Below are 22,382 nucleotides of genomic sequence, written 5' to 3' on the forward strand. Positions count from 1 at the left end.
ATGAAGTCATAAAAAAGCTCAACCGTCATGTGATGGTTGAGCTTTTTTTATCGTTTGTCTTTTTTTTATTGTTTATTTCACGTATTGCTGTCGATATTAATTCTTTTTTGATGAGTTTTGCGTGAGCCAGTATTGTACCAATGTCGTGAGCGCCTCTTTTTTGAAGGGCTTAGTGCAGTAGTCTTGCATGCCCGCTTGCAAATACTTTTCACGATCGCCATTCATCGCATTGGCCGTCAACGCAATGATGGGTGGTAAATGTTTAGGATCATAGCGCTTATGTAGCTCAGCCGTTGCTTGAATGCCATCCATAATTGGCATGTGATGGTCCATGAGTATCACATCGAAACGCTGCGGACAGGCTGATAGCTGCTCAATGACTTGCTGTGCATCAGTGACATGGGTGACCGTATGCCCGCTATTACTTAAGGCTTTTATGGCTACCATGGCACTGACACTGTCATCTTCCACAAGCAGTATGCGACCTATATTTTGCGAGAGTGGTTTGACATCTATAGCATTGGTATGATGCCAATCTTCATACTGGGACTTTTCTAGTATCGGAATGGGTAACAACACCTTGAAGGTCGTACCCTCTCCTATCACACTGTCTAGTAAAATATAACCACCCATCAGATTGACCAAAGACTTACAAACGGACAGCCCCAGACCCGTACCCCCATATAATCGATGGGTAGAGTTATCCGCTTGGCTATAAGCGTCAAATATAGCTTCTAGCGCCTCAGGCTTAATACCGACCCCCGTATCTGTCACTTCAATACATAAGGTGATGTCACAGTCATTAGAGTCATGGCGCATGATAGCCTTGCCGTTATCAGCACGACCTTCATTGGCCTTATTGTCATCATCACAGTTCGGTACATGCATGACCTTGAGACTAACGTGTCCACCTTCACGAGTGAACTTAATCGCATTATTGACAAGGTTTGATAAAACCTGCTTCAATCGTACTGGATCGCCTTTTACATAAGGCGATAATTCCGAAGTATAATGATAATCAAGTGTCAGCCCGCGCTGCTGTGCTCGAACTGCAAACAAGTCAATCACTTCATGACACAGTACTGACAAGTTCATCGGTACCGAATCTAGCGTCATTTTTCCAGACTCAACTTTCGATAAGTCCAAAATGCCATTTATAATCGCTAATAAATGCTCGGTAGATATTTTAATATTATCGATATAACTTTTTTGCTCAGTATTTAGCTCAGTCTCATCGAGCATCTCGACCATACCAATAATACCGTTCATTGGCGTACGTATCTCGTGGCTCATGTTGGCCAAAAAGTCTGACTTCATCTTACTGTCGTGCCTAGCGAGGCGTTGACTCTTTTGTAGCTCTAACGCGTCTGCTGCCATAGCTGCAAATTTAGTCAGCACCTCAGCCTGTTCTTCATCAAATGTGTCGCTCGGCTGCGTATCCATAAGACACAAAGACCCCAAACGATATACCTTACTATCCTCATACAGAAGGATTGGCGCTTCTGCATAAAAGCGCAAATGAGGACTCTGGGTGATTAAGGGATTGTGAATAAAGCGGCTGTCTTTTGCTAAATCTGGCACCACAAAAACATCATTAGACAGTACGGTATAGTTACAAATAGCGACTTCACGTGAGGTCGTACAAGCACCCTGCATTCCGTGAGGTGCTCTTAGATACTGGGTGCGCTCATCCATGAAGGTGATGGTCACGATGGGAAAATCAAAAAACAGCTTTACCAGTTCCGTTAGACGTGCAAATGCGGGGTCATGCTCGTTATTGAATACATCATATTCACGCAGTTTAGCAATTCGGTCTTGCTCATCTGCTGCTAACGGATACTGATAATTTAACACATCTCTCTCCATCTCTCCAAGCTTCATACGAAGTTATAAGTTCGTGCGTTTTATGGCTGCTTGTTTGCTTAACATCTGTAGCGCCTCACTGACCATAATCATTGCAACCACCGAGGTCACTGCCACTGCTGAGCCATAGCCACCGCAGTGCAATCCACCTGTTTGACAGCTTTTATCCACTCGCGGCGGCTCTGTGGAATACACACACTTGATGCCAAACTTGTCTTTTAGGGCACTATTGATGCCTTTTTCATGACGCAGCTTATTGCGCAGTCGTGCCAGTAAAGGATCTTGATAACTGTCCTTTAAGTCACTGACGGTGATTTGCAGTGGATCAATCTTGCCACCCGCCCCGCCCGCACAAATCAGCTTTAATTTGTTAAAACGGCAATGCAGCGCGATGGCAAGCTTGGCACTCATATCATCGACGCAGTCCAATATCACAATAGGACGATGCGCATCGGCAGCGGCTTTGGCATCCTTACGGCTAGGTAACAGTAAATCAATATTTTCTGTCGTCAAAAAATCATCGATCAGATTCAGGGTGACTTTTGGGTTAATCTCGAGTATGCGTTGACCCATCGCTGCTATCTTGCTTTGACCAAAGGTGCTATCAAGCGCTGGCAATTGCCGATTGGCATTGGATGCGACCAACACATCCAAATCAATCAAAGTAATCGTCCCAATGGCGGTACGTGCCAATGCTTCAGCTGCCCAAGTGCCAACACCGCCAACACCGATGACGTAGACATGGGCCGCTGCAAAAGTCTCAAACGCAGCGCTACCGTAAAGCGTCTGCGTACCTTGAAAGCGGCGCTCATACTGCTTATCTGTACTTGTAGCATTTAACGTGCCAACTTCTAACGTGTCGTTTTTTAAAGCCATATCAGTCGCCTTAAATCCTGTTTCGATTTGGGTAGATGGGTGATTTATAATGGGTTAAAAGCTCTGCTGCTCAAGATCTGGATACGCCCATGATACTTGTAAGGCGTCACAGCTATTTTGCCAAAGCTGACGCGCCAACACTGCACACTCAACATCAAGCAACTCACTTAGGGTAGTCAATACCCAAGGCAGGTTGGCAGGCACATTGCGATTGTGACCATCAGCGCCTTGCCACTCATTATCGGCATTCTGTCCCAAGGCCGACTGGTTGGCAGGCTGAGTCATACCTGATGTCTGACACATAATGGGCGTCATATCAGGACAGTCGGTCTCGATAACCAAACACTCAATACCATAACTATCGACAGCCGCTTGAATGGCCAGTCGCAGTTTTTTGGCATTAGGATTGGTGACTTGACCCGTGACACCTAGTTTGAAGCCTAGCTTAACGAAAGCCTTCGCCTCTTGTACGCCGCCACTGAAGCTATGCGCGATACCGCCAAGCTTATGAGCATCATAATCGTGTGCTTTTAACAGCGCCAACGCCTCAGCATGAGCCTTACGAATATGCAGCATGACAGGCAGTTGATGCGTCACCGCCATGTCCAACTGCGCTGCAAAAAAACGCTGCTGCTTTTCCAAGGCTGCTGGCTGTTTCATAGCATCGGTATAAGTATCCAAGCCTATCTCACCGATTGCGATCGGGCGCTGCTGACGGATCATTTGCGCCATACTGCTGAGATCAGCGTCAGTATGTTGCTCGATATAAAAAGGATGCAACCCTAACGCAATATGGGTTTGAGGATAGCTATCCGAGGAGGGATTTTTCTCACTAGCATCAGCTGATTCTATCTGCGCCAGTTCCTGCTGCGTTGCATACAACCTATCAAAGTGACGATGCAGATAGCCAACCAACATCAGGTGCCGAATGCCTTGCGCATAGGCACGCTTTGCTTGCTGGCGCCTATCATGATCAAAGACTGGCGCATCAAAGTGCGTATGGGTATCTATGAGAGGATATGGGGTTGTTGGATAAACAGCATGAGATTGAGAGCAGTTAGATGATTGGCCTTGAGCCGTGAACGATGAACTTATATCAGTCATCAGGCGCCTCCATGTTAGTGAATATATAATTTGTGAATAAATATATGGCTTTTATGGATATCGAGCGCAGAGAATACAAGTCAAGCTACAAGCGAGGCAAAATAGAAGTGTTTTATCATGGTACGTTTATCGGGTTACGCTCAAGCATCTTTATCATTAAGCGGAGCTTGATTTGGCTGGTTCACAGTGTCTTTTTTAGAAGGCTTATGATGGTCAGGCATCGCTTGTCGACTACTACGCCTTGGGATCAATAATAAGGCCGTTGCGACAACGCTGAGAGTAAGCCATTTTTTCTTATTCATTGTCTCTTACTCCTAGCCACGGTTTAGCGATTTAACGGATAGGTCGTCATCTCACTGTTAGGACTGTCTACTCTGGTAAACCCTTGCGATGCAGGGCGTGATGTCTGATCTTTTTTCGGAACGAGTGGATTAAGCGGCATCAGCTCGTAGTTAGGATCAACTTTGCCGCCCCAACCTTCAGTGCCACTTAACGGCAGCTGCTTAATCGTACCGTTTTTGTCTATCACCAATTGTAAGACGCGCATTTGATTGTATTTACGCTCTGTGACACTTGCCACTGCGCCGCCATTACGCAATATAGTCGGTTGCAGAAATATGATTAAATTACTCTTTTGGGTGGTGTCATTATCTGAGCGGAAGAGTCGGCCTATGACTGGCACACTACCTAGACCAGGTACTTTTTGCTGTCTGGTGGTGGTGTTATCACGCATCAAGCCACCGAGAGCAATGGTCTGCTGATCATCCGCTAAAATCGTGGTGTTAATCAAGCTTTTATTGGTAATCAAGCCACTGGCATTACCGAGACTGCCTGGCACTACCGAAGACACCTCTTGCGAGACTTCCAACCGCACTGTGCCGTTTTCGCCGATATGGGGAATGACATTTAAATTGATACCAATATCCTGCCGATCAATGGTCTGAAACGGATTGGTAGAGGAGTCGCCAGTCGTAGTAAAAGAACCCGTCACAAAGGGCACGTTTTGACCCACTAATATACTGGCTTTTTCATTATCCAGTGTCAATATTGAGGGCATGGACAGCAAGTTTGCACTGGTAGAGGAATCCAACGCTTGCAAGATAGCACCATAAAACTGCGTATTACCTTGACTGTCTTTGCTACTGTTGCCAATACCAACCAAAGCACCCGCAATCGAGCCGACAGCCGCACTGGCATTACCTGAAAGAGCGGCAGCAGCGAGCGAGGCGGCACTGGCACCGACGTTATTGAAGTTGACAACACCATAGCCACTGTTGGCATTACCAAGTGCCCACTGGACTCCAAGCTGGGTCGCATCATCCCCTGAGACTTCCACGATAGCCGCTTGAATCAGCACTTGCGCACGGCGATTATCCAACTGATTGACCGCTTCTTCAATCTCAAACATCAGCTCTGGCGCCGCATTAACAATCACAGCATTTTGAGTTTCGTCAGCGATGATACTAAAGGGTCTACCACCCATACTGTTATTGCTTCCGCCTGTGTTGACAGCCGAATTGCTCGTACTAGTTGAATTCGCTGCATTGTTAGTATTTAGCGCCGCACCCGTACTGCTGCTATCGGATAATGATGCCGACTCTAAAGAAGAGCTGGCACCAGAGCTATTAATCGATTGATTGGATAACAGTCCCCGTAGCATCTCGGCAATATGACTGGCACTGGCATACTTTAGTCGAAAGACGCGTAGACCACTTAGGCGACGTGACGGCGTGGTATCGAGCTGATTGACCATTTCTTGCACTTTGGCGATCATCTCAGGGCTGCCTTTGACCAGCAGCCTATCACTGGCGCTATCAGCAATGACTTTGAGTTGATCACTGCCCTGCGCCTGCGCGCCGCCTGCACTGGCAACAAGGCTACTAATCAGATCCATCATGCGTTCAGCATCGACATGGCGCAGCGGTATTACCTGCAAGCTATCGTTGACATTGCTGTCTAAATCACGAATCAAGGCAGTCAGTTGATTGAGACTGTCAGAGCGGTCAGATAAGACCAGCGCATTGACCCCAGGCACGGCAGCAGCATGCGCTGATTGCGGCATCAAAGGCCTGATAACACCAAGCACTTCCGCGGCTTGGGTATTGGTCAAATAAATGACGCGGGTTGCTAATGACTCGCCAACACTGTCACCACGCAGGTCTACCGCTATACCAGATTGCTTAGCGATATTGTCCGGCACTAGCTTTACCGTGGTGCCTGAATCAATCGCGGCAATACCATTGACTTGCATGACACTCAAAAACAGCTGGTAGATCTCATCACGTGATAGGGCGCGGTTAGAGATGACGGTGACGTTACCATTAATACGCGGATCGAGAACGAAGTTTTGATCGGTGATGGTGGCCACTTCATTAATAAAAGCTTTGATGTCGGCATCTTGCAGATTCACCTTCCAGCTTTCAGCACTGGCAACTCCGCACGTCGCGGCCCAGAGTGGCAAGGCTAAACACAATGGCCGACAGAGAGTCAGCAAACGCTGCAGTGAGTGGCGCAAAGGGTTTATTGTCAATTTATGCATAGTTGCCATGGTCATAATTATCCACTGTGATGTCACTCAGTTTGAACTGAAACGCTGCTAAAATAGCATTAACGAGGTTTTTATGTGGTTTAAACAACGGATGTTTGCACCAACTCATAAGGTTTTAAACGGCTTATAAGATTTAAAACTGCTGACGAATGGTGATTACTTGATCACCGCGCTTGACTTCAATCTGCGCTTCGCCTGTTTGCTGTACTTGCTGTAATACTCCTGCATCTTGCATAGGATCGTTGCCGACGCTTTGACCGTTGACCGTCATTACCCGATCCCCTGGCTCTAACCCCAAACGATTGCGCACCTCGGCTGGCATTGCCGCTGTTACTTGATAGCCTTCGCCTGCAGCCATCACACCCATACGACTCAGATAACTGGCTGGGCTTTGTTGCAATGCCTCCACTGCTTCATCGATAGCAGATGTGGGACTCTCAGTATTGACGGCAGGATTATTAACAGAGTCGACACCTTCATTCGTATCTAAGGTATTGGGTAAAGCCAACGCTTGCGGCATTGTAGATGGCATCGGGACACCCTCAGGTAAGCGCTGATTACTCATACCGCCTGCTGCCATACTGCCTTGATCCAGTGGCATAGCATCCGCCATACTAATCACACTTTGCTTATCAGCAGCATCGGCAATAATGGCAGAATCCCAATCAACTGCGACCAAGGTATAGCCGCTATCTTGCAATTCATCACCGATGCGGTAGTTCTTTACTTCGCCATTCACATCCAACAAAGCTGAGGACAGGCTTGACGGTATGGCCAGCATCACCCCTTTTAATGCCACATTAGGCGGTGGCTGAGTCACAGCGGCAGCCAGTTCGGGATCGGCAAAGATGGCGAAGAGACTACTGTTGTCAGCTGTCGAGCCCATATTATTTTGCAATGCCTGTACTGGAAGCGCAGGGGCTGCTGGCGGGGCTAATATCAGCCACAACAGCCGTGCTGCTGTCCAAGCCAACCAGCCAACTGCCAATAGTAACAGCCAGCCTGAAAAACGATTTAGACTATTTACAACTGGTTTTAGGCGTGCCGAGATACTTATCATTTAACGCGCCCCTGAATCCGACAATAACGACCCTGATAGTAATGGCTGACGCACGCTTACCACAGGGGTGTCTTGTGGTGCTTGCCCTTTATACTCTGGCATGTTTTCCAGTAAGCGCTGCGTCAAACTGACATCCAGCATATTATCACCATCAAGATATAAGTCGCCCAAGCGCTTATCTTGATTGTTTAATAAATTCACATGTAGCAGGTTTTTATTGTTTTTTTGTTCTGTCGTGAGCTGCGCACGCATGGCGGGCATCGTGATATAAAAAACCTTGCCGCCATTTGGATAGCCGACCTCACCACCGACCCATGTCAGCTGACCATCTGCTTGCGTAAAGCCTGCGACCTTTGCATCTGAACCTGACTGCCGCTGCAATGAAACCGCATTGACCTGAATAGGAGTATTGGGTAGTTGCCAATCGACCACGCTAGCCAGCGTCTCAGGGGCGATCTTGCCACTCATATCGGCAATCTGCCAAGAGTGGCGTCCGACTTTGACTTGTCCATTCAGCCGTGTCTGCCCTGTACTGATATTGACATCGGCACCAATCTTGCCCAAAAACAGCTGCCATGGCTGCCACGTCCAATTGGCTGAGCCAGTCAACAGTGTCGTCGTTAAAGGCAGTTGCCAAATGACAGAGCCTTGCCATAGATTACCTGAGACATGCTGTACATAAGACGACTCGGGCGCGTATTTTTCGATCACCCACGCTGCTGGCATTTGCAACAACGTAAATAAAGCAAATAGCACAAACCCAATCAGCCACCATAGCTTACGAGGACGTTTATGAGACGAAGCAGACGCTTGAGGCACAGTGAGACTACTTATATAGGTAAAGTGAAAATGACGTTATCATAACAAACAATCACCTATAGATGACAGAAAAAAAGCCAGTATCTTCATTTAAAGATACTGGCTTTTTATACTAGCTATACTACTTGATACGGTATTTTTAAACCGCAAAATCTTCAAGATCACGCCCTGCTGCTAGCGCTTCAACCAGCCAAGTGGGCTTACGACCACGGCCTGTCCAAGTCTCTTCACTATTGTCAGTATTGCGATATTTAATACTGCGTTTTTTCTCTAGCTTTTCACCAGCTTTTAGGATCTCTTCAATAGTACTATTGCTCTCTTCTGCAATTTTTTCAAACTGCATATAAGCATCATATAAACGCTGATGCTGTTTTTTTGCAATAAGCTGCTGTGCATTTTCGGTGATTGCACGTAACTCATCTACATCTAGATTGTCTAAATCAATGGTTTTATTCTTATTCATAATAACCTCGGCTATAAAAACAGGGATAGGCCCAATAGGTCTTTTACGACTTATTAGGTTACAGATAGTTAAACAATGATACTGCTTTGTTACGGTCGATTCTTTTCCATATTAGAATCGAAACATTGTAGAATTTATATCGATATATACGATTAAATCAATCCGTATTAGCAACCGTGGTAGATTAACATATTATTTATATTTTATGAATAATTAAAAATAAAATAATAAGAGGTAATTATCCAAGCCTTAACTTCAATACCTTATTTATAATTCAATAAAGCCATTAGGGATTAACCTCTCTTATAATAAATCCTGAGTATATTTATAAAAAACTATGTCACAACAAAGATTGAAGAAACAATCATACTTTATAGATAGTCAAATATAAACTCAGCGATAGTCTCCAATAAAGTTAATACTCTAAAAGTATAGGTATAAAAAAGAGCCTGTAAAAACAGGCTCCAAATCATGAACACTACACTATACTCTTAGGTAAACATCAGAACGGGATATCATCATCTACAGGGCCATCTGGCATTGCTGTAGGCTTAGGTTGCGTTGGTGCTTGAGCTGGCTGATTAAACTGATTCTGCTGAGCAGGAGCACCCTGATTGTTGAAGCTGTTTTGGTTGCCACCTTGTGCTGCCGCTGCTACGCCACCGGCTTGATTATAGCCACCTTGCTGACCACCAAAGCCGCTACCTTGTTGGCCGCCTTGATTACCATAACCGCCTCCTTGAGATTGACCACCAGTCGCGCCATCTAACATTTGCATTTGCTCAGCACGAATTTCGGTGATGTAACGATCTTGCCCGCTTTGATCTTGATATTTACGTGTACGCAGGCTACCTTCAATATAGACCTTGCTGCCTTTGCGTAAATACTGTGCAGCGATTTCACCCAAACGGTTAAATAAGGAGATACGATGCCATTCAGTCGCTTCACGCTTTTCGCCGCTTTGTTTGTCTGTCCACTGTTCGGAAGTCGCTACCGAAATATTGGTCACGCTACCGCCATTACTGAACTGACGTGATTCAGGGTCGGCACCGAGATTACCAATAATGATAACTTTATTAACACCGCGCATAGTATCTTCCTTTTTTAATGAATATTATCAATGAAAACTTTAGTGTAAAAACAACTTATGTAATCAAAGCCAGCTACCACTGACATATGATACTTTTACTAATATGGTTTTACTTTATACCGTTTTTACGCAAATATCCAGCAACCTGTATAGGGCACACGACAATTAATGTCGTCGATAAACATTTACATCACTCTTCGTTTACTTTAAATCAATCACTTAGGCTTTTACAGTTTTTATTTCATTTGTTTATGAGTTCAATCAGTTTATCAATACCTTCAATACAACTTTTACACATATCATTAAGGTGCTGGCTACTCTCTTTATCCGCAAAAAGCACAAATTCATATTTGTACTCACCCAAACTATAGTTCACTCCAAAACCGCCCGTATACGTTGGAGCAAATAAAATACGCTTAACAGGATAGCGAACGCCCATAGATGAAGTAGATAGAAAGTCACCGCCAGTCAGTTTCTGATAACCTGCACTTTGAAAAAAGGCCTTTGCTTGATTCATGTCGCTTTGATTGATGCTATCCTGCATCATCATTTTCAAGCCCGTTAAATGACGGTCGAACGCTTGACCGGTTTTGCAAGCGATGACCCGCTGTTTATGGGCAGTAAAGGCGCTTGCCAGCTGTTCTTGAGTGGCACTATCCGTCAGCAACGCTTGGCATAATGCAATCGCCTCATGACTGTTAGGACGCAGGCCTTCGGTACGCCCCGCCATAAAGTGACTGGTATCAACCGCTTCATAAGTATGGCGCACTTTATCAAATACTTTTAACTGCGCGTAAATCAGGGCAAACTGCATCATGGCATCGTGACTGACTTTGATGCTACTGTCTTTATTGGTGCTGTTTTTATTAGTGATGGCGCTATAATCGACCGTACATCGTTGTACTTCGATCTGTTTTGCTTGCGCGGTAACGGCTGCTATATCTTGTTTAATATTTGCAAGCATCGCCTTATCTATCTCATCATACGCCCAGTCTAATTGCTGCAAAGATGGCAGGTCTGACTCTTCGTCAGCACTGCTATTAACATTGTTATCATCCTGCAGCTCAAGCGCAAAAGCATAAGTGAATAGATGATTCAGCGCTGCGCCATCGATTTCGCTATGCTCAAAATGGATGGCTAAAAAGTCTGACTGTAGATCCATCTGATAATTGATAGGTTTAAATTGCCAAGCATTGCCAGGCATAAAGGTTTGCTGCTGTATCTGCTCGGTCTCGGCTTGTTCAATCTCAGTCTTTTTGGACGAGTCTACAAAATGGTACATTGAAAAGGTAAATAAGCTATCGCGCAAGGCGTCATAAGCTCGTCTGTTTGCTGGCTCTTTGCTGAGCAAATCAAGGTAATGCGCGGTTTTTGCACTCCCCAAAGCACTAATGGCGCTAAACGCAAAAGCGGGCTGGTCATAGTCGCTATTTATAATGGCTTCAAGCGCCTTTGTTAGCGACTCAACTGAGAATACTTTGCCCTGTGCATCCGTTACTTGCAGAGCGATATGATGCCCTTGCCAGAGCACGCTAATATGACGATTGGTAACTTGGTTGGCGGCGTAGTAATAGTAGTCGCCTTCAGGATGCGGCTCACGTACCGCGCCAGTCAAAATACGCCAGTTATAGGTAGAGATAGGCTGCCCGCGCGGATCCGTTGGCGGCGTTATATTGCCACTCATATAGTCGATATGCGTACGAACCATTCGATGAATAAACGAGGCGGCGCGTGCCGTACCTACTGCCTTGTCAGGATAGTCTAGCTGCAAACTGGCGTTATTAGACAGCGCGAGCGGACGTCTATCTTGCAGGTATTCGGCAAGCTTGATTTTGGTCAGCCAGCTTTGTCCACTTTTTGCTTGTTCTTCGGCATAATCCATCAGGCGCTGTTGTAATATTGGCGCGTCATTAGTGGCAAAATCAGCCGCAGCCGCTTTGGTTTGCTCACGCTCAGTCTCATTTAATAGCGGGGATATACCCTCAATAAAGCGCTGAAGTGTCTGGGTGACGGGCGGAATGGGAAGGAGCTGCATAGACTGTGTTTCCTTTTGAGGTAATCATTTCCATTTAAGACGAATATAAGATGGCTTGAGGAGATTGCTTTGCACGCTCTGCGCAAGCCTTTCTCGATACGACAAAACTCATTCCAAATACACAGCCTACGACAGTAACATACTAGCCCAAGAGCCCGTTAAATATCTAAAGGACTCTGCGCCAGACTTGATAGCTGTTGGCGTGAAGTATCAGTCAGCTGAGTCTTATCTAACTTCAGATACGCGACCTGCTCCTTTGCCATCACTACCAGCTCATCGACGCCCTCTACCGCAAGCATCTTCCGCGACCAGTCTTGGATGTCGATATTCTTAGGGATAGTCACCGTGGTGCTCGATAGATACGGTGGCTGGGCAATCGGGATAATAATCAATAATGCCACGCCCATGATTGCCGCGAGTATTCCCCATGCCAACAGATTGGATTGAGTCAATAGCAGACCACCCATCGCCCCGCCGACAAACGCACCAAAGAACTGGCTAGAGGAATTAAGCCCCATCGCTGTGGCTTTATTGGCGACTGGCGCACGCTTCGATATCCATGAAGGAATGGTCGCCTCAAGTAAATTAAAGCCCATGAAATAAAACAATAAACCGAGGATAATACCAATACCAAGCTGACTGCCCAATGCTAAGAGCAGCAAAGAGGCGGTCATGAGGACAATCGCCCCTAAGAATACTTGACGCATTTTTCGTTTCTTTTCGGCAATGATAATAAAAGGAATGGCGATGGCAAAGCCAATAAATAATAGTGGCAAATACACCATGCCTTGCTGGCGTACAGATAGCCCCATGACATCGGTCAATTGCTGCGGCAAAATCACAAATATCGCGGTGAGGGTCAAATGTAGGGCGAAAATACCGATGTGCAAGCGGTTCAAATCACCGATTTTTAGGACGGTAGCCAGCTGCTGACCAATCGATTTGTTATCTAGATTATGCTTGAGTACTCGTAATGGCGTGGGCACCACCCACAATAACACCATTGCCAATACGGCAAAACCTGCGGTCAACCAGAACAGTCCTGAGATACCAATCGAATCTACCATGAGCGGACCGAATGCAAAGGCAAGCATAATGGAAGTGGCAATGGTCAAGCCCATGGTCGCCATCGCTTTGGTGCGCATCTCTTCACGCGTTACGTCTGCTAACAACGCCATCAGCACTGCTGAAACGGCGCCACTACCTGCCAGCGCCCGACCAATAATAACCTCATAAATATCCGTCGCATTGGCCGCTACAATACTCCCTAGCGCAAACAGCACTAAGCCAAATAAAATAATGGGCTTACGCGGGAACTTATCAGCCGCAAGACTCATCGGAATCTGAAACACAGCCTGCCCGAGACCATAGACACCGACAGCCAAACCTATCAAAAACGGCGTGGCATGCGTGTAATTGTCACCATATACAGCAAACACTGGCACAATCATAAACAGGCCAATCATCCGCAAGGCAAAAATACCACCAACCCCGAGAATTGCCCGTTTTTCTACGCTATTCATACTTGCCTCACTGGTTTATGATTGCTGATCTATTACTACTGCACCGCTTATATAACTATGACTCTATCAAGGCTTTAGCCTAAAAATTAAGCCCCCTAGTATAAGACATTCGCCGTTTGGTTGCCGAAACTTTTGTCTTACTACCGCCGCAGCCCCTCTAGTAGCAACTTAAGCCTTTCATATTAGACAATAATTTTGTTACTAAGTGCATCTGATGTGTCTCGATACCTTGAATAATGCTACTACCATGACAATAAAGTAAGGCGTCGCAAGCTGTTATACCTCATCAATCAAACTTAATGATATCAACCAAACTTGATGATTATGGCCTTTTTGAGTCAGCGTGAATTGAAAAGCAAAACCATAAATCAATATAGGTATTTATATTGCTTTATAAAGTCATCAACCCTTTATAAAGCAATATGAATTTAAAAAACTGTTTATTCATTTAATAAATCCACTTAGCTTTATTGATTCTTTTGACCTTTATATATTTTTTCAAATACCATTTTAGCAAACAGGAAACCTATAACCGATGGCAAATGACCATATCTCAGTACGCGGTGCACGTACTCACAATCTAAAAAATATTGACATAGATATTCCACGCGATAACTTCGTAGTGATTACGGGTTTATCTGGTTCAGGTAAGTCATCTTTAGCATTTGATACACTCTATGCCGAAGGTCAACGTCGCTATGTTGAGAGCTTGTCGGCATATGCGCGTCAGTTTCTCTCGCAGATGGAAAAGCCAGAGGTCGACAGTATTGAAGGCTTGTCGCCGGCGATTGCCATTGAGCAAAAATCGACCAACCATAACCCGCGCTCAACAGTTGGCACGATTACCGAGATTTATGACTATCTGCGTCTACTCTATGCGCGTATCGGTACGCCTTTTTGCCCAGAACATGGCGAGCCGATGGTGGCGCAGTCGGTCACTGAAATGGTTGACCAAATCATGGCCTTGCCAGATGACACCAAGCTCATGATTTTAGCGCCAGTGATTCGTGAGCGTAAGGGCGAGCATACCGTCTTGCTTGAGCAACTGATTGGTCAAGGTTTCGTGCGTGTACGTGTTGATGGTCATGTCTACGATACCGACGAGCTACCGACACTCGATAAAAAGAAAAAGCACACCATCGAAGTGGTGGTTGATCGCTTCAAAGTCCGTGACGACTTGGGCAACCGTGTCGCTGAAAGTTTGGAGACTGCCCTACGCTTAGGTCAAGGACTGGTCACGCTGCACTTTATGGATGGTAATCCAAAAGAAGGCGGCGACGACAATCAAGTGATGTCAGCCAAACACTCATGCCCTGTTTGCGATCGCGCAGTGTCTGAGCTTGAGCCACGCATGTTCAGCTTTAACAATCCTTATGGCGCCTGCTCTGCCTGTGACGGTTTGGGTAAACGCCAGTATTTCTCTGCTGAGAAACTGATTACTCATCATGAAAAATCGCTCAATCAAGGCGCGATTAATGGTTGGGATAAGCGTCACGCTTATTATTTTGGCCTGCTGTCGACCGTTTGTAATCATTTCAAAATTGATATGGATGCACCGTGGCAAGAGCTGGCTACAGAGCAGCAAGACCTCATCATGCATGGTTCAGGCAAAGAAAAGCTGACCTTTAACTTCACTGATGAGCGCGGCCGCAAAACCAACAAGACCGTACCCTTTGAAGGCGTATTGCCTTATTTAGAGCGTCGCTATGCCAAGACTCAAAGTAATCTTGTGCGTGACGAGCTGGCGAAATACTTGGCCGATACCACATGTAACGTCTGTGATGGCGCGCGTCTCAATGAAATCTCACGCAATGTCCGCGTCGATGACCAAACCATCGCTGAAATCGTCAAGCTGTCCATCGGTGATGCGGCTGACTATTATAAAACGCTGAAAATTGGTGGACATAAAGGCGAAGTCGCGGAAAAAATCTTTAAAGAGATTAATGAGCGTCTAAATTTCCTCGTCAGTGTCGGCTTGGATTACTTGTCACTTGCGCGCTCTGCCGAGACGCTATCAGGCGGGGAAGCGCAGCGCATTCGTCTAGCCAGCCAAATTGGTGCAGGTCTGATGGGCGTGATGTATGTCCTCGATGAGCCTTCGATTGGACTGCATCAACGCGATAATGATCGCTTGTTAAAGACCTTGATGCGTCTGCGTGATTTGGGCAATACGGTACTCGTGGTTGAGCATGACGAAGATGCTATTCGCCACGCTGATCACGTCATCGATATCGGTGTGGGTGCTGGTGTTCATGGTGGTCATGTCATCGCTCAAGGTTCAGTCGATGACATCATGCGCTCGAAAGAGTCGCTCACTGGGCAATACTTGTCTGGCAAAATGAAAATCGATGTACCGAAGGTTCGTCATCAACCCAAGATGCTTGAGAGTGAAGCCAAAGGTAAGGCCAAAGCCAAAAAACTACCGATGACCATTGAGCTAAAAGGTGCAATAGGTAATAACTTACAAGACGTCAACTTGACTCTGCCTGTTGGCATCATGACCTGTATCACTGGTGTCTCAGGCTCAGGGAAGTCAACGCTGATCAATCGCACCTTGATGCCACTGGCAGCGACACAGCTGAATAACGCCTCAACCTTAATTGCGGATAAGTTTGAAAGCATCAGCGGTCTTGAGCACCTAGACAAGATGGTCGATATCGACCAAAGCCCAATTGGCCGTACCCCGCGCTCAAACCCAGCAACATATACGGGTGTCTTTACCCCAGTGCGTGAAATGTTTGCGCAAACGCAAGAAGCGCGCGCTCGTGGTTATAAGCCTGGTCGCTTTAGCTTCAACGTTAAAGGTGGTCGCTGTGAGACTTGCCAAGGTGATGGCCTGATCAAGGTTGAGATGCACTTCTTGCCGGATATGTATGTGCCTTGTGACAGCTGTGATGGTAAGCGCTATAACCGTGAGACGCTCGAGATTCACTATAAAGGTAAAACCATCGCTGATGTGCTAGACATGACGGTAGAAGATGCGACTGAGTTTTTCTCCGCGATTCCAGCGATTTATCGTCGCTTGCAAGCACTGATGGAAGTTGGACTTAGCTATATTCGTCTTGGACAGTCTGCCCCTACGCTATCTGGCGGTGAAGCGCAGCGGGTGAAACTGGCACGTGAGCTTGCCAAGCGTGATACTGGGCAAACGCTCTATATCTTGGATGAGCCGACTACTGGTTTGCATTTCCATGATATTGCCAAGCTGCTCAATATCCTGCATGCGCTCCGTGACAAAGGCAATACCATCGTGGTCATCGAGCATAACTTGGATGTGATCAAAACTGCGGACTGGGTGATTGATCTTGGCCCTGAAGGCGGTAAAGGCGGCGGCATGATTATCGCGGAGGGTACGCCAGAAGAGGTCGCAGAGGTCGAAGGCTCGCACACGGGTGAGTTTTTGAAGCCGATGCTTACGCAGGTGGTTTCTGAGGCGGGTTAGTTTAGTTAATTGTTTGGTTTTGATTTGAAGGTCACTCTTTTGGGGTGACCTTTTTTATTAGTAAATTTTAATAAAGTCTGACTACTTACAATGAAATAGATGTTAATTGAGAATTACTATTCTATCGAAATGAAATTCAATCAGTTTATAATTATCCTTATTACCTGTTTTAATCAACAAATATAGCTTGTTTGATAGTTGACATATCATATACTTATGTTTACTATTTATCTTATTGTTGCTAATATCATATTTAATGTAATCATATTGTAAATACATGAACTGGGATTAGTATCATTCCATTTTACATAATAAGGCTCAAAGGATGACGAATTTTTTACGAAATAAACTATCAGTAATGACTATATTAGCTATGACCACATTGTCTTTGACCGCTTGTAACGATGACAATGATTCAAACGTAACTGTGCAAAACTCTGAAAATCCTGGAGAAGTTATCGAGCCATCTCTACCTACACAAAGTAATATGATATCTGGTAAGTTGGTTTCATACGACGGTAAGACTCCTATTGCTAATGCATTGGTATATATCGTAGGGCAACAAAATGCTTTGGATAGTAAAATAATGACGAGCTTATATAGCGCTAGTAGCATTGATGTAGAGGATGTAGATCTAACCTCTAATAGCGCGGCATCTGAATGTGGTGTGGCTCCTGAGTCAAGCTTGGCCAGCACTTGTACTCGTGCGGATGGAAGCTACGATTTAGATATTGAAACCGATGCAAAAGAGTTAGTTATCAAATTTGAAAAAGGAGCATTCACTGCTGAGCAAAAAATCACTCTACAAAACACTGGGTCATCTCAAGCAGGAGTAACTGAACTAAGCGATACTGTTCTTCAAAGTGTTCCTAAAATGGTCGTTATTGAAGGCCTTTACGATAGCATTGAACTCATCCTAGCAAGATTAGGACTTGCTAGTATTGACACTGAGACTGGAGAGATTACTGAGTCTGAGTTCGACTTATGGGATTCAACTGATAAGCTTTTTGCAGATAATAACAATGATGGTAAAGCAGATATATACGACTATGAAATAGTGTTCTTTAACTGTGGTCAAAATCGTCTTTCATGGTTAATGGATGATGGTAAACGTCAAATTTTAAAAGACTACATCAACACTGGTGGTCGCATCTATGTTAGTGACCAAGCCTACGATATTGTTGAGCAGACTTTCCCAGAATATATTGATTTCTTTGGTTCAGATGACACACCAACCAATCAGCCAGAAGAACTATACAGCGCCAACGAAGGCGAAGATGGTATCACTATTCAAAGCAATATCGAACCAAGACTCAAATCGTGGTTAGAAGGCGTAACTTGCGCTCAAGGATCATGTTTGAATGCTGATGGTACTGTTACTATAAAAGGTTTTGCAGGTGGATGGGCTAGAATGAACTCAGTCAACAACAGTAAAAACGTAGATATATATGTAACTGGGCAAGACAGTGATCAATCACTTCGTCCATTAACAGTGGCGTTCAACTATGGTAAAGGGCGCGTCACTTATACTTCTTATCATAATGAAGAAGGTGGTAGCTACTGTTATGATGCCTTGAGTGAAGAGGAGTTCAATGAGTGCGTCAAAAACTCATCTAATCTGTCAAATAATGAAATGAACGTACAGCAAAGAATTTTACAATATCTTGTATTTGAATTATAAAAAATCTGGGTTATGTAAACTTTAAGGCATACAGAATATTTCTAATAATGATTAATATTTATAAAAGAGCTACTTCCAAAGGAGTGGCTCTTTTTTAGTCCATAGGTTGGGCGGAACTTGCGAACCCCAATGTCATAATTTAAAATGAATCGTCAACCATCACTTGCAGATTAAAATGCAAAATCGCAGATACTATTAGTAAGGCGTGCGCTAAATTTCAATCCTGTTTCGTTTCTGTTTTTAAATAAGAATGTTCATTAATAATAATCAGCACATTGCCCAATACCATAGTGGCATGACTGCCTATCCACAGCCAATATCCTAGAGCATACTTTATAAGTATACTGCTATGCCCTGCCTCAGTAATAACTACCTCATCAAACACCAAAAATAACAATGCGATTGAAGTAGATAATAAACTCAATAAAAAAGATAGTTTACGGTTCTTAATAAATACCCATGCTAAAATTAATAAAGGATTGGCAAACCAAGTCAATGTTTCATTACCCCCAATAAACAGACCGAATACGCCAAAAGTAAAAGCCATCATTGAGTGCATGCATCCTTCGGCGGTACAGTATGCTTCTTGAGTTAAGGTAAAAAACATCAATCCAATAGAAATACCTAGAGTCATTATTACCAAAGTTTTAACTTTCATTAAATATCCTAAGAAGAATAAGCCGTTACACTAGTGAGGCTTTTAATACTTAAGAATATTATAAATCATTTTCAATAATATTTAGTTGTTGGACCTCATACCTTGCCGCTAACCTACTCGACACCCAGCATCACGACATAAGATAAAAATCAAACCAGCCACTTTTCAATATTCCTTCGCAAAAAAAAGGTAAGTCGTTTGACTTACCTTTTTTGATAACATTTACTTTTGAGGATATTTACTGAGTTATCTACGTTTAATGGTTCTAGTAACTACCCCAGTAGTTGCCCCACTAGTTGTGCTAGTAGGTGCTTTAACAGCCGCTTGATAAACAGGCGTAACTTCAGGTAAAAGTGCCTGAATTTTAGCGATACGCTGCCCAGAGTTTGGATGCGTAGACATCAACGTGACGAGAGTGTTGCTACGACCGTTGGCGGCTTCCATTTTTTGCCATACTCCAATTGCAGATTCTGGATTGTAGCCTGCCTGCGCCATCAAGCGTAGACCACCCGCATCGGCTTGTGATTCTTGGCTACGAGAAAATGGCTTATCAAGTCCGTAGTCACTAATTAAACTCATTGCCTCAGCATTTAACCCTGTTTTTTCCTGTATCGCAGCACCACCTAACTGCAGCGCTAAGCTTGTCAGGATTTTTTGCCCAGCATCTTTTTTACTGTGCTCAGCTAACGCATGGGTCATTTCGTGTCCCATGATTGCAGCGATTTCTGCATCCGTTAACTGTAATTTTTCTACAATACCAGTGTAAAAAGCCATTTTACCGCCAGGCATTGCCCAAGCGTTTAATTCGGGTGAACGTATAACTGTAACTTGCCAATCAAAAGGAACACCTGTTGTATTAGCGCTTACAGCATATGGCTTCATGCGATTGAAAACGTTTTTAACTCGGATAGCAGTGGCAGACGTATTATCTACTGCGCCTTGACTATTAGCACTAGAAACCACTTGAGAGTAATTTTTAGCCGCATTAGTATTTAGCGTAGCAGTATCGTACCCTGCCATATCGGCTACAGTGGTACAACCTATTAAAGTTGTAATAGTAGTCAAAAATAAAGCATTTTTTATTTTGTTAACAGTTTTCATTAAACGTCCTAGTTGAGAGGTATATTTAAATGGCTAAATTGAAGCTAATAAATTTATTAGTTCAAAAATTCGCTACCAAAATCCATGTCATGCAAGACACCAATTAATAGCAACATACACATTAGCAATGTAACTAGCATGTAAGTAATGTGTCTAAATTGCCGCAAAATATTATCACTCTAAGGAACAAAAGTCTATTAAATATAGTTTATCTGTTAGCAGTAGCAAGTTCCACGCCAACCTGCGTGTTATTATTGGCTAAACGAGATAAGGATATCTTTAATGAAAATCAAAAACCACGCAAGAATAAAGAAGTTAACATCGAAAGCAAAAAGAACTGTTGTCAGAACAATTATCAACCTGCCAAAACCTATTCTAAGAAAAATCGCTGGCAAGCCTATCGTTATAGATGGTCAGACCTTGGATGTCTCAGTGCAAGTCATCTAAAAGCTGTTTGGTTCACCGCCTGATCAATTAGCGAGCGTGGCAAGTACGCGTAGTCAAATCGATGGACAAGGCCCGTTGTTAGCGCAGTCAAATCAGAAAGACATCATCAGCGATGAGTTTAAGCTCGACGTGTCGGATGGTGAGAGCATTCGCTTGCGTCGTTATCGCCATCGAAATACTATTGACAAAAGTCAGCCTGCTCTAGTATTTTATCACGGCGGTGGCTATGTTGCTGGCTCGCTTGAATCACATGATTTGCTTTGTCAGCATCTAGCGAATAATGGCAATTGCACTGTCATTGCAGTTGATTAGATTACCGCTTAGCGCCTGAGCATCCCTTCCTCACCCCTGTCAATGATGGACTGGCTGCTTATCGTTATATTGCGAATAATGCCGATAAGTTTGGCGCTGATGCGACGCGTCTAGCGGTTAGCGGTGATAGAGCAGGAGGCAACTTAGCGGCTATCGTGGCACAGCAAACCAAAGACGACACCTATCCTCCAAAGCTGCAATTGTTATGAGTGCCTTGGGTAGATATGAGTCGTGAACGTGAATCATTTGAGTTGCTTGCTACCGGATTCTTTTTGGAGCGGGCATAGAGAATGAGCTTACGGTTTATGAGACGCTACCACCTCTATTTTCTCTTTTTGCAGGAGAGATAGAAGACGCTAAAGTAGCATTTTATGATGTGACTCTTGGGCTGCGAGGGCTGTAGAATATTGTTGAAATATCCATAGGATGCAGGAGAGTACACTAACCATCGCTGTATATTATAAATCTCGTAATTGCTCGATTAGCCAACGGTGAATGCCACTGTCATTGGTACGTGGATGCCAAGCGGCTATTATCTTAAAGGTAGGCGGTAGGGCTTCTACTTTAAGCGCTTTAACTTTACTGTTTGGCAGTAGTCGCGCGGGATAAAAGGCAATCATGTCAGTGGTATGCAAAATATCTGGCACAGCTGAAAAGCTAGGCACTGACATCACAATGTTTCGCTTAAGCCCTTTTTCGGCAAACCACTGGTCATGAGAGCCACGTAGATTGGCCCGCGAAGGCGATACCACCAGCTGCGGGTGTGCGGCAACTTGCGCCAGTGTGAATATCTCTGTTGCAAACTCGTTTTTATGACCTGTAATGCATAAATGTTGCTCTTCAAACAAAGTCACATACGATAAATTATCAGGTATAAACTCGGGAAAGGTAATCAGTAGATCAAGTTCGCCTGCCGCAATAAGCTGGTTAATATTGTCTGAGGCAAAGTCGCGTACTATCAATTTTAGACTAGGAGCTTCACGGCGCGTTAGATTAAACAACTGCGGTAATAATGCCTGCGTCGCATAATCGGTCGCACTAATCGTAAAAACACCTTTATAGGTTTGCGGCGTAAACACATCCGGCTCCAAGAGCACCTCTAACTGTCTTAATATATCGTTAATAGGTTGCTGCATCGATAGTGCTTTTGGTGTGGGCACCATGCTGTTTCCTTGACGAATAAACAGACGATCATCAAATAGATCACGTAGCTTACGCAGCTGCTCACTGATAGCTTGTTGGGTTAAGCCCATTTTGCGTGCAACTTTTGATAGGTTCTTTAGATCAAGCAATGCCTGTAGCACTCTGAGCTGTTTGATATCAAGCCGATTTATACCATTCATCATCTATACCATTAATA

Annotated in this window: 18 protein-coding genes and 1 pseudogene; 5 read left to right on the plus strand and 14 right to left on the minus strand. The window is 44.5% G+C overall.

The features are described 5' to 3' along the window. Positions 1 to 96: 96 nt before the first annotated feature. The 11 genes from JMY01_RS09895 to JMY01_RS09945 all read right to left on the minus strand — a co-directional run bounded on the left by JMY01_RS09895 (position 97) and on the right by JMY01_RS09945 (position 13,381). Positions 97 to 1,854 (minus strand): GAF domain-containing hybrid sensor histidine kinase/response regulator, encoded by a 1,758-nt coding sequence (locus JMY01_RS09895; protein ID WP_227677829.1) that lies wholly within the window; start codon positions 1,852 to 1,854, stop codon positions 97 to 99. 33 nt (positions 1,855 to 1,887) lie between these two features. Beyond that, a complete protein-coding gene (locus tag JMY01_RS09900; RefSeq protein WP_201575435.1) occupies positions 1,888 to 2,739 on the minus strand; it encodes a ThiF family adenylyltransferase in 852 nt (283 codons plus the stop codon). A gap of 54 nt (positions 2,740 to 2,793) precedes the next feature. Then, the gene (locus JMY01_RS09905; RefSeq protein ID WP_201575438.1) at positions 2,794 to 3,843 is read right to left on the minus strand and encodes a TatD family hydrolase; all 1,050 of its coding nucleotides are present in this window, start codon (positions 3,841 to 3,843) and stop codon (positions 2,794 to 2,796) included. A 140-nt stretch (positions 3,844 to 3,983) separates the two neighbouring features. Further along, positions 3,984 to 4,145, minus strand: a complete 162-nt coding sequence (locus JMY01_RS09910) for a hypothetical protein (protein WP_201575440.1) — start codon at positions 4,143 to 4,145, stop codon at positions 3,984 to 3,986. Between the two features lie 23 nt (positions 4,146 to 4,168). Next, positions 4,169 to 6,391, minus strand: coding sequence for a type II secretion system secretin GspD (gene gspD, locus JMY01_RS09915; RefSeq protein WP_201577479.1), 2,223 nt, complete (start codon positions 6,389 to 6,391; stop codon positions 4,169 to 4,171). A 133-nt stretch (positions 6,392 to 6,524) separates the two neighbouring features. Then, on the minus strand, positions 6,525 to 7,451 hold the full coding sequence (locus tag JMY01_RS09920; RefSeq protein WP_201575442.1) for a type II secretion system protein N: 927 nt from the start codon (positions 7,449 to 7,451) through the stop codon (positions 6,525 to 6,527). Continuing rightward, positions 7,452 to 8,270 carry a type II secretion system protein N gene (gspN, locus tag JMY01_RS09925; RefSeq protein ID WP_201575444.1) on the minus strand — a complete coding sequence of 273 codons (819 nt, stop codon included), beginning with the start codon at positions 8,268 to 8,270 and terminating at the stop codon, positions 7,452 to 7,454. A gap of 139 nt (positions 8,271 to 8,409) precedes the next feature. Next, positions 8,410 to 8,733, minus strand: a complete 324-nt coding sequence (locus JMY01_RS09930) for an H-NS family nucleoid-associated regulatory protein (protein ID WP_201575446.1) — start codon at positions 8,731 to 8,733, stop codon at positions 8,410 to 8,412. Between the two features lie 502 nt (positions 8,734 to 9,235). After that, positions 9,236 to 9,823, minus strand: coding sequence for a single-stranded DNA-binding protein (gene ssb / locus JMY01_RS09935; protein WP_201575447.1), 588 nt, complete (start codon positions 9,821 to 9,823; stop codon positions 9,236 to 9,238). A gap of 241 nt (positions 9,824 to 10,064) precedes the next feature. After that, positions 10,065 to 11,858, minus strand: a complete 1,794-nt coding sequence (locus tag JMY01_RS09940) for a choline/carnitine O-acyltransferase (RefSeq protein ID WP_201575449.1) — start codon at positions 11,856 to 11,858, stop codon at positions 10,065 to 10,067. A 158-nt stretch (positions 11,859 to 12,016) separates the two neighbouring features. Next, entirely contained in the window at positions 12,017 to 13,381 is a 1,365-nt protein-coding gene (locus JMY01_RS09945; protein ID WP_201575451.1) for an MFS transporter, read from the minus strand. 535 nt (positions 13,382 to 13,916) lie between these two features. Here JMY01_RS09945 and uvrA point away from each other — a divergent pair. Next, a complete protein-coding gene (gene uvrA / locus JMY01_RS09950; protein ID WP_201575453.1) occupies positions 13,917 to 16,823 on the plus strand; it encodes an excinuclease ABC subunit UvrA in 2,907 nt (968 codons plus the stop codon). A gap of 325 nt (positions 16,824 to 17,148) precedes the next feature. Further along, entirely contained in the window at positions 17,149 to 18,504 is a 1,356-nt protein-coding gene (locus JMY01_RS09955; protein WP_201575454.1) for a hypothetical protein, read from the plus strand. Positions 18,505 to 18,721: 217 nt separating this feature from the next. Here JMY01_RS09955 and JMY01_RS09960 read toward each other — a convergent pair whose 3' ends face one another. Together JMY01_RS09960 and JMY01_RS09965 are read right to left on the minus strand one after the other, a co-directional pair. Further along, positions 18,722 to 19,162: a hypothetical protein gene (locus JMY01_RS09960; protein WP_201575456.1), complete on the minus strand. Its 441-nt coding sequence runs from the start codon at positions 19,160 to 19,162 to the stop codon at positions 18,722 to 18,724. Between the two features lie 246 nt (positions 19,163 to 19,408). Further along, a complete protein-coding gene (locus JMY01_RS09965; protein WP_201575458.1) occupies positions 19,409 to 20,263 on the minus strand; it encodes a M48 family metallopeptidase in 855 nt (284 codons plus the stop codon). 282 nt (positions 20,264 to 20,545) lie between these two features. Here JMY01_RS09965 and JMY01_RS09970 point away from each other — a divergent pair, with 282 nt between their 5' ends. The 3 genes and pseudogenes from JMY01_RS09970 to JMY01_RS14465 form a co-directional block, all read left to right on the plus strand. Beyond that, complete coding sequence (locus tag JMY01_RS09970) at positions 20,546 to 20,710, plus strand: hypothetical protein (protein ID WP_201575460.1); 165 nt, start codon at positions 20,546 to 20,548, stop codon at positions 20,708 to 20,710. A gap of 36 nt (positions 20,711 to 20,746) precedes the next feature. Next, a complete protein-coding gene (locus JMY01_RS14330; protein ID WP_201575462.1) occupies positions 20,747 to 21,022 on the plus strand; it encodes an alpha/beta hydrolase fold domain-containing protein in 276 nt (91 codons plus the stop codon). An 11-nt stretch (positions 21,023 to 21,033) separates the two neighbouring features. Then, positions 21,034 to 21,231: pseudogene (locus tag JMY01_RS14465) on the plus strand (alpha/beta hydrolase fold domain-containing protein); the annotation flags it as partial. Between the two features lie 249 nt (positions 21,232 to 21,480). Here JMY01_RS14465 and JMY01_RS09985 read toward each other — a convergent pair. Then, positions 21,481 to 22,368, minus strand: a complete 888-nt coding sequence (locus tag JMY01_RS09985) for a LysR family transcriptional regulator (RefSeq protein WP_265089871.1) — start codon at positions 22,366 to 22,368, stop codon at positions 21,481 to 21,483. Positions 22,369 to 22,382 lie beyond the last annotated feature (14 nt).

Source organism: Psychrobacter sp. H8-1, assembly GCF_904846575.1.
In the GTDB taxonomy this organism is placed as follows: domain Bacteria; phylum Pseudomonadota; class Gammaproteobacteria; order Pseudomonadales; family Moraxellaceae; genus Psychrobacter; species Psychrobacter fulvigenes.